This window comes from Enterobacter cloacae complex sp. IR53041 (assembly GCF_049238285.1).
Lineage (GTDB): Bacteria > Pseudomonadota > Gammaproteobacteria > Enterobacterales > Enterobacteriaceae > Enterobacter > Enterobacter roggenkampii.
In genome coordinates, this window is sequence record NZ_JBMKHB010000015.1 from 59,176 (window position 1) to 74,027 (window position 14,852).

The window sequence follows — 14,852 nt, forward strand, 5'->3', positions numbered from 1 at the left end:
TGGATTCTACGCCTCCCGGCGGGAATGACCATGCCACTTTACTGAAGAAGTCATTGAAAAAATTGCCATTGCAAAATGGCTTCCTTCAACTGCTGGCAGCGGGGATAATCAAGGCTTTCAAGCGCTTGCGCGGTTTCAGAGCGCAGCTTTGCCAGCAACGCTTTTCGCCCGAGCTCATCCGTTTTCCCTGCTAGTTTCCCCCGCAGGGCCGGAAGCGGCATATCAACATTGAGCAACAACCGCGTCAGCGCGGCAACCGAGGTTGAAAACGCGCGATGGGCAAAAGCAAACCCCGCCAGCTCCCGCCAGTCATCACTATTAAGGGTAGATTCCCAGCCGTCGTCCACCGGGATCTTTTCACCGTTCCAGGCCGACAGGACGCGCATATCCCGGCATAAACGGTGATGTTCCTGCGCGCACAGCCGACGCCCGGCCTCGCTCAGCGGCAGCAGCGCCATCGCCGTGTAGCAGCCGCTGCTGGCTTCCCGATGGCTCCCCATCCGCACCAGCACAAACCCGCACCGCTGCCAGAAACGCCACAGCTCGTCGGTATAACCAAAACTCACCGACAGATAATCTTCCCCGCTGGCGCTAAGGATAAGCCGTTGCCCGATGCCTTCCCGCTGGCGCAGGGGGTGAACCGCAATGCGGCTAACCCGTCGCCCTTTCAGCGTCGCCGCGAGCGGAGAGCCGCCGTGCGCCGCCAGCGACTGCGCCACGAGATTCCCGCGTGGACGCCGGTATCCCGCCCACACGGCGCGGCTAAGCTCCGGTGACAACCCGCCCTCTTCCACCAGCCAGAGCGCGCCTGCAATATCAGCCCCCGTCCCGGCAACAGCAAAGTGCTGGCCGGGCGCGTCCATCATCCGGCGTAAATCGAGCGGTGACGTGCGGTAGTGTGCAGCACACAGCAGTTCATACACGCTTGCCACGCGTGCCGGGTCGCTCTCCCACATCCGCGGCGCCAGGGGCGTTATACGCACGTCGCCTTCCGGTTTGCGGTCGATAAGCGCATCATCAAATAACAGAGCATTCGCCACGAACCGCTCAAGCGGACATCCGGCGGCCCAGCGAATGGGGGTCGATAAGGCATAATGCCGCAGTTCGCTGAAACGGGCGCAGAACTTCAGCAGGAACCCCCTGCCCGTCCCTTCATAGCCCTGCACCGTGGTGGTTAATAATACGCGCGAAAAGCGCGTCACCAGCTTCTCCAGCAGCGGACCCGGGATGGCAGCCGCTTCATCGACAATCAGCCAGTCGGCCTGCAGCGTGGAGGCCAGCAGCGCATCCGGGGCCATAAAGTGGAAATGCTCGCCCGCAAAGCGCGCAATGACATCCGTTGCCCCTTTAGCCGGTGCCGTGACCACCGCACTCCCCTGAATGCTATTGAGCAGCATCCCCGCCAGCGCTGACTTTCCGCGCCCGCGCGGTGCCGTTACGGCAGCGATGCCCGCAGGCATGGTCAGAAGCGCGTCGAGGATCTCCGCCTGCTCGCGCTGCGGTGCGCCGCTGGCAGGCTGCCAGTCGGGTAAATCCGGCGTAACGGGAACGGACAAAGGACGATGCTGCTGCCAGACAATCGCATCCGAATCGGCGGCAAGCGTCCGGCAGAAGTGGTACACAAAGTGTGGAGTGGCGATCGGCTCCGCGCTGTCGCTCCAGCGCAAAGAATCGCTGTCTGGCCTGTCGGCCCAGTCAGCAAGCGGAGGAACCAGCAGCACCAGGAGGCTTCCGGCGCGCAGCGTCCCGCTGAGCGCGGCGAAGGCTGAGACGTCAAACCCGGCGCGCGCATCAAAAACGGCGTGAAGGTATTCGCGTCCCAGCAGTCCGCTGAGGGTTTTAGAGGGATTGTCATCCAGCCACAGCCAGTCTCCCGGCAGGGTATTACGCAGGTCAGCCGCCTGACATAACGTCCACTGCGGCTCACCGCTGAGCACCACCAGCCGACGATGGCCGGTGCGCTTAAGCTCGCGTATCAGCTGCTCAAACGCCAGCATTACATCGCTTTGCCGAAGGTATTACACTGCGCCGGGTCGCCGCTGTCGAAACCGCGTTTAAACCAGCTGTAGCGCTGCTGCGAGGTACCGTGAGTGAAGCTGTCCGGCACGACGCGCCCCTGGCTCTGCTGCTGAAGACGGTCGTCACCGATCGCCTGAGCGGCATTCAGCGCCTCCTCAAGATCGCCGGATTCCAGTACGCCCTGCTGCTGCATGCTGTGGCCCCAGACGCCCGCGAAGCAGTCCGCCTGCAGCTCCATTTTAACGGACAGGCGATTCACGTCAGCCTGCGACGCATTTTGCTGGAGCTGGCGCACTTTTGGCTCAATTCCCAGCAGCTTTTGCACGTGATGGCCGACTTCATGCGCGATCACGTAGCCCTGGGCAAAATCGCCGTCAGCGCCAAGCTTGCGTTTCATGTCATCGTAAAAGGAGAGATCGATATAGACGGTGCCGTCCGCCGGGCAGTAGAACGGCCCCATCACGGACTGTCCGGTGCCGCATCCGGTGCGGGTTGCGCCCCGGTACATCACCAGCTTCGGCTGCTGGTAGGTACGCCCCATCTTCTCAAACAGCTGACCCCATGTGTCTTCCGTTGTGGCGAGGATCACGGAGGTAAATTTGGCCGCTTCATCTTCATTCGGGCTGATGGAGCGCTGAGAATGCTGCTGCTGTTGCAGCGGCTGACCGGTCATTAACCCGGTGAGATCGACGCCGTAATAGCCCGCGACCAGCACCACAATCAGCAGAATGATACCGCCCTTGCCGCTGGGTAAGCGGAAGCCGGGTCCACCCATGGAAGGACCGCCGCCGCCATCACTGCGTCTGTCTTCTACATTGTCACTTTCACGACGCCCTTGCCAGCGCATAACCACCTCGAACTATTCCATTTATAATAGCTATGATCGTAGGCGGTTAACGGCAAGATTACCATATGAAACAAAGGTAAGACGCCAAAGGATGCGAACATCCTTTGGCAAGTGAGGGAGTTAGTCGAGCTTAACGCCTAAACGGTGAGCAACCGCTTCATACGCTTCAATCAGACCACCCAGGCTCTGACGGAAACGGTCTTTGTCCATTTTATCCAGGGTTTCTTTGTCCCACAGGCGGCTACCGTCCGGTGAGAACTCATCGCCCAGCACCACTTCGCCTTTGAACAGACCAAACTCCAGCTTAAAGTCAACGAGGATCAGGCCCGCGTCATCAAACAATTTTTTCAGCACGTCGTTGGCTTTGTAGGTCAGCTCTTTCATGCGCGCCAGGTTCTCTTTGTTCACCCAGCCGAAGGTTTCGCAGTAGGAATCATTGACCATCGGGTCGTGCATGGCGTCGTTTTTCAGGAACAGATCGAACAGCGGTGGATTCAGTTCGATACCTTCTTCAATGCCCAGACGCTTCACCAGGGAGCCCGCCGCGCGGTTACGAATAACGCACTCAACCGGAACCATATCCAGTTTTTTCACCAGACATTCCGTATCGGACAGCAACGCTTCCATCTGAGTCGGGATACCCGCTTCGGCCAGTTTGGTCATAATGAAGTGGTTGAACTTGTTGTTCACCATGCCTTTACGATCGAACTGCTCAATGCGCGCGCCATCCCCTGCTGACGTATCATTGCGGAACTCGAGCACCAACAGATCCGGGTTTTCCGTGCTGTATACGGTCTTCGCTTTGCCACGATACAACTCAGCTTGCTTCTGCATCTTCATTACTCCTGGTGTGATGATTTGTGTTCAAAACTGGGGATATTATGCCACGCACACGTTTGCGTAGCACGAAAATAAAAAGGGCTGGATTCACCAGCCCTCGTATTTATTTGCTGAATGCTGCCTGGAAAACAGCGACCAGCGCATCGTTCTGCGACTGGGTCAGCGTGTGACCTTTTGGATCGATAAACTGCAGGCTACTGCGGTTATCAAGGTCACCGACCTGAATCTTGTAGTCACCGGAGGCAAGCTGAGGATCTTTCGCGCCCAGTTCCTGCCACGCGCTGTCGGAGAGCGGCTTATAGGTTGCCGTCATGCTGCCGGTTGAGCGGGTGCTGTCGGTCACTTTCATGCCCACTTTTTCCAGCGTCGCTGGCAGACGCTGCCAGGTCTGGTTAAACGGTGCACGCACCACCAGCATTGGCAGGCCGGTGTCATCCGCGCCGCTCTGGACATCGAAGGTCACACCGTTGCGGCTCTGCGCGGCGTTGGCAGCATCGGTCGCGTTTTTATCCAGGCCTGCGGCAATCACGTTCAGCATTTCGGTGCTGTAACGCTGCAGGGATGCGGCATCCGCAACCGGTTTACCCGCCTGCTCCAGGTTCAACAGCTTAACGTTAACCGCCTGCTGATAACCCTGTGGTTTAACGGAGACTTGATAACGACCGCGGTACTGCTGGTCTTCATCCAGACGGTTCCATTCGATCCAGTCGGTGGTTAACGTCTGGCTGGCATCATCGCGTTTATCGATGGTGTAGTTCTTCGCCTGAATGACGCTGACAACCTGCGGCCACAGGGTGCTACCGCGCGCGCTCTCAACCATCAGAGATGCCGTATCACCGGTGAACTGGGTACGCGCCCCGCTCACCAGCGCCAGAGGCTGTGCTGGTGGACGAATATCAAGCGCTTTACCGACCAGGCCGCTGCCGTTGGTCACGGGAATATTATAATCGCCGTTCTGAATCGGCAGGATCATACCAGCCGGTGCGTGAAGTTCAGCAAGCGGGGTCGCATCCAGATAGGATTCATCACCGCTCACCTGGCGCTTGTAGCGCGAGTCTGAACTACAGGCAGCGAGCAGCATAACAAGCGAAACACTCGCAACCTTCGCCAGGCGCGACTTCTGTACTGAATAAGCCATCAAATCTCCCTAAACTTTACAGCAAACCGGCATGTTTCAGCGCTGCCCTGACGATATCACGACCGTGGTCGGTAATCGGTGTCATTGGCAGACGCAGCGTGTCGGTTGCTACAAGCCCCAACTCCTTACATGCCCATTTCACTGGGATCGGATTGGGTTCGACAAATAATTTATTGTGCAGCGGCATCAGACGCTGATTTATGACACGCGCTTCATCAAAGTGACCGGCCGCGGCCAGTTTGCACATTTCAGCCATATCGCGCGCCGCAACGTTTGCCGTTACGGAGATCACGCCATGGCCACCGAGCTGCATAAAGTCCAGCGCGGTCGCATCATCACCGCTCAACAGGATAAAGTCGTCTGAAACCAGCTCTTTGATCTGATGAACGCGGCTTAAGTTCCCTGTCGCCTCTTTAATACCGATAATATTTTTGACTTCCGAGAGACGACCAACGGTTTCCGGCAGCATATCGCAACCGGTACGGGACGGCACATTATACAGAATTTGTGGCAAGTCAGTATGTTCAGCGATGGCTTTGAAGTGCTGGAACAAACCTTCCTGAGTAGGACGGTTGTAGTAAGGGGTCACCGTCAGACAGCCGACAATGCCGCTGTCGTTAAAACGTTTAGTCAGGCTGATCGCTTCTGCGGTGGCATTCGCGCCTGTGCCCGCGATGACCGGAATACGTCCGTCAGCCAGTTCCAGGGTCAGCATAACCACATCGCCGTGCTCGTCGTGGCTCAGCGTTGCAGATTCACCGGTAGTCCCTACCGAAACGATCGCCGAGGTTCCATTGGCGACATGGTAATCAATCAGCTTCTTCATGCTAGACCGGCAGACGTTACCTTTTTCATCCATCGGTGTTACAAGCGCGACAATACTTCCCGTGAACATGAGCCATCCTCTGTGCGAACAAGAGTCTCAATGGTACGTTTGGAACTGTAATAAAAGCAAGCGACCTGAGGCCCTCAGGCGGTTGTATGCATGTTTTTTTTATGCTTTCCTTAGGAAGACTTAACCATGCAAAGGAAGAACAGGTTTGACAACCTCATCACAACATTACCTGGTTATCACTGCGCTGGGTGCCGACAGGCCGGGTATCGTGAACACCATCACCCGCCACGTAAGCAGTTGCGGCTGTAATATTGAAGACAGCCGTTTGGCCATGCTCGGCGAAGAGTTCACATTCATTATGTTGCTTTCAGGGACATGGAACGCCATCACGTTGATTGAATCGACCCTGCCGCTGAAAGGTGCCGAGCTGGATTTGCTGATCGTCATGAAGCGCACCACCGCGAGACCGCGTCCGGCTATGCCTTCTACCGTCTGGGTGCAGGTTGAAGTGCCTGATTCTCCGCATCTGATTGAGCGCTTCACCGCGCTGTTTGACAGCCATCAGATGAACATCGCCGAGCTCGTTTCCCGCACACAGCCGGGCGACGCAAGCACGGTTCCCACGCTCTTTATTCAAATTACCGCGCACAGTCCTGCGTCACAGGATGCGTCAAATATCGAGCAAGCGTTCAAAGCCCTCTGTACAGAATTAAACGCGCAGGGCAGTATAAGCGTCGTCAATTATTCGCAGCACGAACAGGATGGAGTTGAGTAATGAATCCACTGAAAGCCGGTGACATCGCACCGAAATTTAGCTTACCGGATCAAGACGGCGAGCAAGTAAATTTGACCGACTTCCAGGGACAGCGTGTTCTGGTCTATTTCTACCCGAAAGCCATGACCCCCGGCTGCACCGTACAGGCCTGCGGCTTACGCGATAACATGGATGAGTTGAAAAAAGTCGGCGTGGAAGTGCTGGGTATCAGCACCGATAAACCAGAAAAGCTGTCACGATTTGCTGAAAAAGAGCTGCTGAACTTCACGCTGCTTTCTGACGAAGATCATCAGGTATGCGAGCAGTTCGGCGTCTGGGGCGAGAAGACGTTTATGGGTAAAACCTACGACGGCATTCACCGCATCAGCTTCCTGATTGACGCCGACGGTAAAGTTGAACACGTGTTTGACGACTTCAAAACCAGCAACCACCACGACGTGGTGTTGAACTGGCTGAAAGAAAGTGCCTGAAAGTGAGTGTCGGGTGGCGGCTTCGCCTTACCCGACCTACAAGGATAAATAGGCCGGGTAAGCGCAGCGCCACCCGGCAAAACTTACTGCTCTTCTACCGCCGGCACATCCGGCCACGCGTGGACGACCGCTTTAATCAGCGTTGCCAGCGGAATGGCGAAGAACACGCCCCAGAATCCCCACAGCCCGCCGAAAATCACCACCGATAAGATAATCACCAGCGGATGCAGGTTCACCGCTTCGGAGAACAGCACCGGTACAAGCAGGTTACCGTCCAGCCCCTGAATAATCAGATATACCGCGAAGCAGCTCCAGAACTCGGTACCCAGCCCAAACTGGAACAACGCCACGCCAACCACCGGAATGGTCACCACAAACGCGCCGATGTAGGGGATCAAAACCGAAAATCCGACCAGCACGGCCAGCAGCAGCGAGTAGTTCAGGCCGAAAATCAGGAAGCCAATCCAGGTGGCGACCCCCACCACAATCATCTCCAGCACCTTGCCGCGAATGTAGTTGGTGATCTGCTGGTTCATCTCTTCCCAGACCTGCCCCGCCAGCCCGCGGTTGCGCGGCAGAATACGGCGTACGGCGTTGAGCATCTGGTCTTTATCTTTCACCAGGAAGAAGACCATCAGCGGCACCAGCACGAGGTAGACCGCCAGCGTCAGCAGTCCGACCAGGGACGCCAGAGAGTACTTCACCACCGAATCGCCCATCGTCATGATGCGGGCGCGCATGTTTTCGGCCATCGCGTCGATAATCCCGGCATCCATCAGCGCAGGATAACGGCGCGGCAGCGTGGCGGCGAAATCAGAAAGCTTATTCAGCATGCCGGGCATATCGCGGATCAGGTTAATTCCCTGTTGCCAGGCAACCGGCATCACCACAAAGGCCATCAGCAGCAGGATGCCGACAAACAGCACCAGCACGATGCTGGTCGCCCAGCGGCGGGAACACCCAATATTCTCCAGGCGCGCCGTTGGCCACTCCAGCAGGTACGCCAGCACAATCGCTACCAGCAGAGGGGCGAGCAGGCCGCTGAAGAAGAACAGGATACCGAACCCGGCGACCAGAATAACCAACAAAGCAATGGCTTCCGGATCGCTGAACCGACGCCGGTACCACTGCATTAACATTTCGAGCATACAACCCTTCCCTGAATCGAATGGCGGGAGTGAGACGGTGAATTGTATCTAACTGTCACAAAAAAGACTTTCGCTTTTTGTATCCCGATCGCAATCCGCAAAAGCCTGATGAATGGGATTTTCTTCATGCTACAACACGGCTACACTCGCAGGGCAGCAGAGATGAACGATATGCCGGTTCATCGGTCAAACTAGCACATCTAACATACAGGACAGTGGTTATGTTCAGGCAGTTGAGAAAAACACTGGTTGCAACACTGATTGCCGCGTTGACGGTCGGTCAGGTGTTGCCCGCTTTTGCTGACTCGTCCGATACATTGCCGGACATGGGCACCACGGCAGGAAGCACGCTCTCTATTGGGCAAGAGATGCAAATGGGCGACTATTATGTTCGCCAGCTGCGCGGCAGCGCCCCGCTGATTAACGACCCTTTGCTGGTACAGTACATAAACGGGCTGGGCATGCGTCTGGTAGCGCACGCCGACTCGGTAAAAACCCCCTTCCATTTCTATTTAATCAATAATGACGAAATCAACGCCTTCGCCTTCTTTGGCGGTAACGTGGTGCTGCATTCGGCGTTATTCCGTTATTCGGACAACGAAAGCCAGCTGGCCTCGGTCATGGCGCACGAAATTTCGCACGTCACCCAGCGGCACCTGGCGCGTGCGATGGAAGACCAGAAACGTAACGCTCCCCTCACCTGGGTGGGCGCACTGGGTTCCATTCTGCTGGCGATGGCCAGCCCGCAGGCCGGGATGGCGGCGCTGACCGGTACGCTGGCCGGGACGCGCCAGGGGATGATCAGCTTTACCCAACAAAATGAGCAGGAAGCGGATCGCATCGGCATTCAGGTGTTACAGCGCTCAGGCTTTGACCCGCAGGCCATGCCGAGCTTCCTCGAAAAACTGCTCGATCAGGCGCGTTATTCTTCCCGCCCACCGGAAATTTTGCTCACGCACCCGCTGCCTGAAAGCCGTCTGTCGGACGCGCGTAACCGTGCCAACCAGATGCGCCCGGTCGTGGTCCAGTCTTCGCAGGATTTCTACATGGCGAAAGTGAGAACGCTGGGGATGTACAATTCCGGACGTAACCAGCTCACCAGCGACCTGCTGGATGCCCTGGCGAAAGGCAACGTGCGTGAGAAAAACGCCGCGCAGTATGGTCAGGCGCTCCAGGCGATGGAAGCCAGCAAATACGACGAGGCGCGTAAAGCGCTGCAACCGCTTCTGGCGGCCGACCCGAACAACCCGTGGTATCTCGATCTGTCGACGGATATCGATCTGGGGCAGAAGAAGCCTGCCGATGCGATTAACCGCCTGAAAGGGGCGAAAGACGTCCGCACCAACCCGGTGCTGCAGCTTAACCTGGCGAACGCTTACCTGCAGGGCGGCCAGCCGGGTGAAGCGGCGACCATCCTGAACCGTTACACCTTTAACAATAAAGACGATCAAAACGGCTGGGATCTGCTCGCTCAGGCGGAAGCCCAGCTTGGCAACCGCGACCAGGAGCTCGCGGCGCGTGCCGAAGGCTTTGCCCTGGTGGGCCGCCTCGATCAGGCCATTTCCGCGCTCAGCAGCGCCAGCTCGCAGGTCAAACTCGGCAGCCTCCAGCAGGCCCGATACGACGCGCGTATCGATCAGCTTCGCGGCCTGCAGCAGCGCTTCAAGCCGTACGAGAAGATGTAATCAAGGAGAATTCACGTCATGACAGACGCCGTAAAAATTTATCACAACCCGCGCTGCTCCAAGAGCCGCGATACCCTGAGCCTGTTGAAGTCTAACGGCGTGGAGCCGGAGGTGGTGCTGTACCTCGACACCCCACCGGACGCGCAAACCCTCCACCAGCTGCTGCATATGCTGGGCATGGGCAGTGCACGGGATCTGATGCGCAAGAAAGAAGATCTGTATACGTCGCTTAACCTGAATGACGACCGTCTCTCCGAGGATCGGCTGATACAGGCGATGGTTGAAAATCCAAAGCTGATTGAGCGCCCGATTGTGGTGGCGAACGGCCAGGCGCGCATTGGACGCCCGCCGGAAGACGTGCTCGAGATCCTCTGATGGTTTCGCCCGGTGGCGCTGCGCTTACCGGGCCTACGGGTGCCATATGTAGGCCGGATAAGGCGCAGCCGGCACCCGGCACAACTATAGCTTCAGAATATCTTTCACAAACGGAATGGTCAGCTTGCGCTGGGCGGTAATCGAGGCGCGATCGAGCTGATCCAACGTGTCGAACAGCGTGCGCATTTCGCGGTCCAGCCGCTTCAGCAGGAAACGGCCCACGTCTTCCGGCAGCTCAAACCCACGCTGCTTTGCACGCAGCTGTAGTGCCTGAAGCTTATCTTCATCCGACAGCGGCTGGAGCTTGTAGATTTGTCCCCAGTCCAGGCGAGACGCCAGATCCGGCAGGCCCAGATTCAGCTGTCGAGGTGGGCGATCGCCGGTGATCAGCAGCCGGGTTTTGCCCGATTCCAGAATGCGGTTGTAGAGGTTAAAGATCGCCATTTCCCACGGCTCATCCCCCGCCACGCATTCGATGTTATCGATGCAGACCAGGGAGAGATGTTCCATCCCCTCCAGCACGTCAGGGACAAACCAGGTTCGTTTATCCAGCGGCACGTAGCCTACCGCATCACCGCGCGCAGAAAGCTCCGCACAGGCGGCATGCAGCAGATGGCTGCGCCCCGCACCTTCGCGTGACCAGATATAGATGTATCCGCTGTGTTCCTGACGCAGCACGTTTTGCAGTGCAGCCAGTAAAGAGGGGTTATCACCCGGCCAGAAACTTGCAAACGTTTCGTCGTCAGGGAGATAGAGTGGCAGAGAGAGCTGTGCCGGTCCGTTCAGAAGTACCTCAACCAGATCTGACATAAAATCGGCATGGAGTTTAACACGGAACCTGCAAGGAGAGAACCGGGCGGATCGTCCGCCCGGTTAAAGGATCACTGTGACGCTTTTTCGCTTTCGTCAGCGTCCAGCACCACCTCTTCCGGGCGGATCACGGAGATCAGCTTGAAAATGAGGCTCAAGCCAACGCCGACGATGGTCGCCAGCGCCATGCCTTTCAGCTCGGCCGCCCCGATGTGCACCTTCGCGCCGCTCACGCCGATAATCAGGATCACCGACGTCAGGATCAGGTTCTGCGCTTTGCTGTAATCCACTTTAGATTCAATCAGCACGCGAATACCGGAGGCACCGATGACCCCGTACAGCAGCAGAGACACGCCGCCCATCACCGGCACCGGGATGATCTGAATCGCTGCCGCCAGCTTGCCGACGCAGGAGAGCAGAATGGCGATGATCGCCGCGCCGCCGATAACCCAGGTACTGTAGACGCGGGTAATCGCCATCACGCCGATATTTTCACCGTAGGTGGTGTTTGGCGTAGATCCAAAGAAACCGGAGATGATGGTGGAGAAACCGTTCGCAAACATGGAACGGTGCAGGCCCGGGTCGCGGATCAGGTCACGTTTGACAATGTTCGCCGTCACCACCAGGTGGCCGACGTGCTCCGCAATCACCACCAGCGCCGCAGGCAGAATGGTGAAAATCGCAAACCATTCGAAGCGCGGCGTATAGAAGGTTGGCAGCGCGAACCAGTGCGCCTGCGCGATCGGGGTGGTATCCACCACGCCCATCATAAAGGAGAGCGCATAGCCCGCCAGCACGCCGATCAGGATCGGGATAATCGCCATAAAGCCGCGGAACAGTACGGAACCAAAGACCGTTACGCCCAGGGTCACCAGCGAGATGATAATGGTTTTGGAATCCGGTGACTGGCCGTCCGCAGGCAGCAGGCCGGCCATATTCGCCGCCACGCCCGCCAGTTCGAGACCGATCACGGCCACGATGGCGCCCATCGCCGCAGGGGGGAACATCACGTCCAGCCAGCCGGTCCCGGCTTTCTTCACGATGAGGGAGACCAGGCAGAACAGCACGCCACACATGATAAAGCCGCCCAGCGCGACCTCATAACCCAGCGGCAGCAACAATAACACCGGAGAGATAAAGGCAAAGCTTGACCCGAGATACGCCGGGATTTTGCCTTTACAGATGAAGAGGTACAGCAGCGTACCGATGCCGTTGAACAGCAGCACGGTAGCCGGGTTAATGTGGAACAGGATTGGCACCAGCACGGTTGCGCCAAACATGGCGAACAGGTGCTGCAAACTAAGCGGGATAGTCTGTAAAAGCGGCGGTCTTTCACTCACCCCGATAGCACGGCGCGTCATAGTGTTTTCCTCTGAGTAGTATCGTTGTTGGTGTTTTATTCAAAAAAAAGCCGACTATCAAAGTCGGCTTATTTATCGTTATTCGATTATTTCGTACCAAAGATCTTATCGCCGGCATCGCCGAGCCCCGGGATGATGTACCCGTGCTCGTTCAGGCCCTGGTCGATAGAGGCGGTATACAGCTCAACGTCCGGGTGCGCTTTTTCCAGTGCCGCGATCCCTTCCGGTGCCGCAACCAGCACCAGCACTTTAATGCTGCTGCAGCCCGCTTTTTTCAGCAGGTCGATAGTGGCAATCATTGAACCGCCGGTTGCCAGCATCGGGTCAACCACCAGCGCCATACGCTCGTCGATGTTGGACACCAGCTTCTGGAAGTAAGGAACCGGCTCGAGGGTTTCTTCGTTACGGTAGATCCCCACCACGCTGATGCGCGCGCTTGGCACGTGCTCCAGCACGCCTTCCATCATGCCGAGACCGGCACGCAGGATAGGCACAACGGTAATTTTCTTACCTTTGATCTGCTCAACCTGCACCGGGCCGTTCCAGCCTTCGATGGTGACTTTTTCCGTTTCCAGATCGGAGGTCGCTTCGTAGGTCAGCAGGCTGCCGACTTCAGAGGCCAGTTCGCGAAAACGCTTCGTGCTGATGTCATGCTCACGCATCAGGCCCAACTTGTGTTTAACGAGTGGGTGTTTCACTTCCACAATCTTCATTCTCTTTCTCCTCTGAATGGCATCCGCAAAAAAATCGCGGGATTATACCGCTTTTTTCGGATTAGGCCATACCCATGTTGCTTGACAGGGATCAAGCAAAGACAAAAAACCGGAGACAGGTCTCCGGCTTAAGTGCGAGGTTCTGCCCGGTGGCGCTGCGCTTACGCGGGCCTACGTGTAGTGTAGGTCGGGTAAGCGTTAGCGCCACCCGACAGTTACAGCTTATCGCCGTTGCTCGCAATCACCTGCTTATACCAGTCGAACGATTTCTTCTTGCTGCGGTTCAGCGTGCCGTTGCCTTCATTGTCTTTATCGACAAAGATAAAGCCGTAGCGTTTTTTCATTTCACCGGTACCGGCAGATACGAGGTCAATACAGCCCCACGGGGTATAGCCCATCAGGTCTACACCATCTTCCACCACCGCTTTTTTCATCTCGCGGATGTGGGCGGCGAGGTAATCAATACGGTACTGGTCGTTCACGGTGCCGTCGCTCTCCTGCACGTCAATCGCGCCAAAGCCGTTTTCAACGATAAACAGCGGCAGCTGGTAGTGATCCCAGAACCAGTTGAGGGAGTAGCGCAGCCCCACCGGGTCAATCTGCCAGCCCCAGTCAGATTTCTGCACGTACGGGTTAGAGACCAGGCTCTTGCTCTCGTCATAGTCCAGCTGCGGGTTGTCCGCCGTCGCCTTGGTGGCGAAGGACATATAATAGCTAAACCCGATGTAATCCACGCAGCCCTGCGTCAGCCCGACTTTATCTTCTTCGGTGATATCCAGCGCGAAGCCGCGACGTTCAAAGTAGTTGAGCAGATGCTGCGGATACTTACCGCGCACGTGCACGTCGGTAAACCAGTAGCGGCGGTGCATGGCGTTCATCGCCATCATCATGTCGTCCGGCGCGCAGGTCAGCGGGTAGATGGGGCACATGGCAATCATGCAGCCGATCTGCAGGGACGGGTTAATCTCGCGCCCCGCCTTCACCGCCAGGGCGCTGGCCACCAGTTCATAGTGCGCGGCCTGGAACATCACCGGCTCACGATCTTCACCCGGCGCGTACTTCAGCCCGGAGTTGGTAAACGGCGCAAAATCTTCATGGAAGTTGGCCTGGTTGTTGATCTCGTTAAAGGTCATCCAGTACTTCACTTTATGCTGATAGCGCTGGAAAACCACTTTCGCAAAACGAACGAAGAAGTCGATCAGCTTACGGTTGCGCCAGCCGCCGTATTCCGTGACCAGGTGGAAAGGCATCTCGAAGTGGGAAAGCGTAATAACCGGTTCGATGCCGTACTTCAGGCACTCGTCGAACAGATCGTCATAGAATTTCAGACCGGCCTCGTTCGGCTCAAGCTCGTCACCTTTCGGGAAGATACGCGTCCAGGCGATGGAGGTACGGAAGCATTTGAACCCCATCTCGGCAAAGAGTTTGATGTCTTCTTTATAGCGGTGGTAGAAATCGATGGCGTCATGGTTAGGGTAATTTTTCCCCTCAAGCACGCCGTTGGTGATTTCGCGCGGTACGCCGTGCGCCCCCGCCGTCATCACATCGGCAACGCTAACGCCCTTGCCGCCCTCTTTCCAGCCGCCCTCAAGCTGATGCGCCGCAACGGCACCACCCCACAGAAAACCTGCTTTAAATCCTGACATTTGCTTTCCCTCATTCTGCGTTATTTTCTGCAAAAACAATTACAGAAACCGGTTTCAGTTCGATGATGTGCAAAGGGGATAGCCGTTGCAAGCAGAACGCCGAAACCGGTTTCATTTTCGTGAACAGAGTCAAGTTTGTCGCCCTGCATAAGCCAGAGAGAAAAAAAGATCCCCGCACCGAGAATAGGCT

At 56.9% G+C, this 14,852-nt stretch carries 14 protein-coding genes; 4 read left to right on the forward strand and 10 right to left on the reverse strand.

Annotation, left to right across the window (positions count from 1 at the left end; all coding sequences use genetic code 11):
• Positions 1–50: 50 nt before the first annotated feature.
• From ACOTXF_RS12580 to dapA, 5 genes are all read right to left on the reverse strand, one after another.
• Positions 51–1,997, reverse strand: coding sequence for a tRNA(Met) cytidine acetyltransferase TmcA (locus tag ACOTXF_RS12580; RefSeq protein WP_045417828.1), 1,947 nt, complete (start codon positions 1,995–1,997; stop codon positions 51–53).
• Entirely contained in the window at positions 1,997–2,866 is an 870-nt protein-coding gene (locus ACOTXF_RS12585) for a neutral zinc metallopeptidase (RefSeq protein ID WP_008501630.1), read from the reverse strand. Before ACOTXF_RS12585 ends, ACOTXF_RS12580 begins: the two co-directional genes overlap by 1 nt.
• Before the next feature lie 120 nt (positions 2,867–2,986).
• On the reverse strand, positions 2,987–3,700 hold the full coding sequence (gene purC / locus ACOTXF_RS12590) for a phosphoribosylaminoimidazolesuccinocarboxamide synthase (protein WP_008501631.1): 714 nt from the start codon (positions 3,698–3,700) through the stop codon (positions 2,987–2,989).
• A 109-nt stretch (positions 3,701–3,809) separates the two neighbouring features.
• The gene (bamC, locus tag ACOTXF_RS12595) at positions 3,810–4,844 is read right to left on the reverse strand and encodes an outer membrane protein assembly factor BamC (protein ID WP_008501632.1); all 1,035 of its coding nucleotides are present in this window, start codon (positions 4,842–4,844) and stop codon (positions 3,810–3,812) included.
• 16 nt (positions 4,845–4,860) lie between these two features.
• Positions 4,861–5,739 carry a 4-hydroxy-tetrahydrodipicolinate synthase gene (gene dapA, locus ACOTXF_RS12600; protein ID WP_008501633.1) on the reverse strand — a complete coding sequence of 293 codons (879 nt, stop codon included), beginning with the start codon at positions 5,737–5,739 and terminating at the stop codon, positions 4,861–4,863.
• A gap of 145 nt (positions 5,740–5,884) precedes the next feature.
• Here dapA and ACOTXF_RS12605 point away from each other — a divergent pair, with 145 nt between their 5' ends.
• Together ACOTXF_RS12605 and bcp are read left to right on the forward strand one after the other, a co-directional pair.
• Positions 5,885–6,454: a glycine cleavage system transcriptional repressor gene (locus tag ACOTXF_RS12605; RefSeq protein WP_023325845.1), complete on the forward strand. Its 570-nt coding sequence runs from the start codon at positions 5,885–5,887 to the stop codon at positions 6,452–6,454.
• Positions 6,454–6,924: a thioredoxin-dependent thiol peroxidase gene (gene bcp, locus ACOTXF_RS12610; protein ID WP_008501635.1), complete on the forward strand. Its 471-nt coding sequence runs from the start codon at positions 6,454–6,456 to the stop codon at positions 6,922–6,924. Before ACOTXF_RS12605 ends, bcp begins: the two co-directional genes overlap by 1 nt.
• An 83-nt stretch (positions 6,925–7,007) precedes the next feature.
• On the opposite strand, the gene ACOTXF_RS12615 is transcribed toward bcp, so the two are convergent.
• The gene (locus ACOTXF_RS12615; protein ID WP_008501636.1) at positions 7,008–8,072 is read right to left on the reverse strand and encodes an AI-2E family transporter; all 1,065 of its coding nucleotides are present in this window, start codon (positions 8,070–8,072) and stop codon (positions 7,008–7,010) included.
• A 221-nt stretch (positions 8,073–8,293) separates the two neighbouring features.
• On the opposite strand from ACOTXF_RS12615, the gene bepA reads away from it, so the two are divergent.
• Both bepA and arsC read left to right on the forward strand, forming a co-directional pair.
• The gene (bepA, locus tag ACOTXF_RS12620; protein ID WP_008501637.1) at positions 8,294–9,757 is read left to right on the forward strand and encodes a beta-barrel assembly-enhancing protease; all 1,464 of its coding nucleotides are present in this window, start codon (positions 8,294–8,296) and stop codon (positions 9,755–9,757) included.
• 18 nt (positions 9,758–9,775) lie between these two features.
• Positions 9,776–10,132, forward strand: a complete 357-nt coding sequence (gene arsC / locus ACOTXF_RS12625; RefSeq protein WP_047745153.1) for an arsenate reductase (glutaredoxin) — start codon at positions 9,776–9,778, stop codon at positions 10,130–10,132.
• Positions 10,133–10,216: 84 nt separating this feature from the next.
• Here arsC and ACOTXF_RS12630 read toward each other — a convergent pair whose 3' ends face one another.
• The 4 genes from ACOTXF_RS12630 to ACOTXF_RS12645 form a co-directional block, all read right to left on the reverse strand.
• Positions 10,217–10,918 carry a DnaA inactivator Hda gene (locus tag ACOTXF_RS12630; protein WP_213014348.1) on the reverse strand — a complete coding sequence of 234 codons (702 nt, stop codon included), beginning with the start codon at positions 10,916–10,918 and terminating at the stop codon, positions 10,217–10,219.
• Positions 10,919–11,013: 95 nt separating this feature from the next.
• Positions 11,014–12,303, reverse strand: a complete 1,290-nt coding sequence (uraA, locus tag ACOTXF_RS12635; RefSeq protein ID WP_047745154.1) for a uracil permease — start codon at positions 12,301–12,303, stop codon at positions 11,014–11,016.
• Between the two features lie 86 nt (positions 12,304–12,389).
• Complete coding sequence (gene upp, locus ACOTXF_RS12640; RefSeq protein WP_008501641.1) at positions 12,390–13,016, reverse strand: uracil phosphoribosyltransferase; 627 nt, start codon at positions 13,014–13,016, stop codon at positions 12,390–12,392.
• A 215-nt stretch (positions 13,017–13,231) separates the two neighbouring features.
• On the reverse strand, positions 13,232–14,662 hold the full coding sequence (locus tag ACOTXF_RS12645) for a 6-phospho-beta-glucosidase (protein WP_045417834.1): 1,431 nt from the start codon (positions 14,660–14,662) through the stop codon (positions 13,232–13,234).
• Positions 14,663–14,852: the final 190 nt, after the last annotated feature.

Excerpts from the sequence above, each read along its gene's own strand:
- ACOTXF_RS12580 (WP_045417828.1), bottom strand. The coding sequence starts at position 1,997 with ATGCTGGCGTTTGAGCAGCTGATACGCGAGCTTAAGCGCACCGGCCAT.
- upp (WP_008501641.1), bottom strand. The coding sequence starts at position 13,016 with ATGAAGATTGTGGAAGTGAAACACCCACTCGTTAAACACAAGTTGGGC.
- uraA (WP_047745154.1), bottom strand. The coding sequence starts at position 12,303 with ATGACGCGCCGTGCTATCGGGGTGAGTGAAAGACCGCCGCTTTTACAG.
- ACOTXF_RS12585 (WP_008501630.1), bottom strand. The coding sequence starts at position 2,866 with ATGCGCTGGCAAGGGCGTCGTGAAAGTGACAATGTAGAAGACAGACGC.
- purC (WP_008501631.1), bottom strand. The coding sequence starts at position 3,700 with ATGCAGAAGCAAGCTGAGTTGTATCGTGGCAAAGCGAAGACCGTATAC.
- bamC (WP_008501632.1), bottom strand. The coding sequence starts at position 4,844 with ATGGCTTATTCAGTACAGAAGTCGCGCCTGGCGAAGGTTGCGAGTGTT.
- ACOTXF_RS12645 (WP_045417834.1), bottom strand. The coding sequence starts at position 14,662 with ATGTCAGGATTTAAAGCAGGTTTTCTGTGGGGTGGTGCCGTTGCGGCG.
- bcp (WP_008501635.1), top strand. The coding sequence starts at position 6,454 with ATGAATCCACTGAAAGCCGGTGACATCGCACCGAAATTTAGCTTACCG.
- dapA (WP_008501633.1), bottom strand. The coding sequence starts at position 5,739 with ATGTTCACGGGAAGTATTGTCGCGCTTGTAACACCGATGGATGAAAAA.
- ACOTXF_RS12615 (WP_008501636.1), bottom strand. The coding sequence starts at position 8,072 with ATGCTCGAAATGTTAATGCAGTGGTACCGGCGTCGGTTCAGCGATCCG.
- arsC (WP_047745153.1), top strand. The coding sequence starts at position 9,776 with ATGACAGACGCCGTAAAAATTTATCACAACCCGCGCTGCTCCAAGAGC.
- bepA (WP_008501637.1), top strand. The coding sequence starts at position 8,294 with ATGTTCAGGCAGTTGAGAAAAACACTGGTTGCAACACTGATTGCCGCG.